We start from the raw sequence: 1,003 nt of genomic DNA on the forward strand, positions 1-1,003 counted from the left end.
GTTCCCGCATTCGTCCGTGCCGGTGTCACAGGACCCGGATGACGAACTCACGCCCCACCACGAACCAACAATGCCTGACCAGCAACTCCACACTGCCAACCCGATAACCCACACCATGCACCCCCACCTCCTACGGGGTGCCCTAGGGGTGCCCCACCAATGACCACCCCAGGGAAACTCAAACCCCCAACCCACACCCCCACACCAAAGGAACCCCATGCACTTCCACGTACTCGGCACCACCGAAGTCACCCACCACAACCACCACCTCGAACTCGGCGGAATCCGCCAACGCGCAATCCTCGCCTACCTCCTCCTCAACGCCAACAAAGTCGTCGCCACCAGCCAACTCCTCAACGCCATGTGGAACGGCAACCCACCACCCACCGCCCGAAAAATGGTCCAAAACGCCGTCAGCGGCATCCGCCGCATGCTCACCACCACCACCGACACCGACACCACCACACCCGCCCTCCACACCCACCCACCCGGCTACCAACTCCGCATCGACACCGAAACCATCGACCTCTACCGCTTCCGCCGACTCGTCCGCGAAGGCCGCCACGCCACCACCACCAACAACCCCCACCACGCCGCCCACCTCCTCACCGAAGCCCTCACCCTCTGGCGCGGACGCGCCCTCGCCGACCTCGTCGAAACCGGCACCAACTGGTCAGAACTCGCCGCCATCGAAGACGAACGCCTCTCCGCCCTCGAAGACCGCCTCGACGCCCAACTCGCCTGCGGCAAACACCGCGAAATCACCCCCGAACTCGAAATCCTCACCACCACCGAACCCATGCGCGAACGCCTCTGCCACCAATTCATGCTCGCCCTCTACCGCAGCGGCCGCCAAGTCGACGCCCTCCGCGTCTACCGCCGCACCCGCGAAGCCCTCATCGACAACCTCGGCCTCGAACCCGGCCGCGAACTCCAACAACTCCAACAACGCATCCTCGAACACGACGCCAAAATCCAGACACCCGTACTGGTCGGCTGAACC

Annotated in this window: 1 protein-coding gene; it reads left to right on the plus strand. The window is 64.4% G+C overall.

Features of this window, described 5'->3' with window-relative positions; translation table 11 throughout:
• The first annotated feature begins 217 nt into the window (after positions 1–217).
• Complete coding sequence (locus tag ACGFIG_RS30775) at positions 218–1,000, plus strand: BTAD domain-containing putative transcriptional regulator (protein ID WP_393008893.1); 783 nt, start codon at positions 218–220, stop codon at positions 998–1,000.
• Positions 1,001–1,003: the final 3 nt, after the last annotated feature.

It is taken from the genome of Micromonospora sp. NPDC049048 (assembly GCF_043197615.1).
Lineage (GTDB): Bacteria > Actinomycetota > Actinomycetes > Mycobacteriales > Micromonosporaceae > Micromonospora.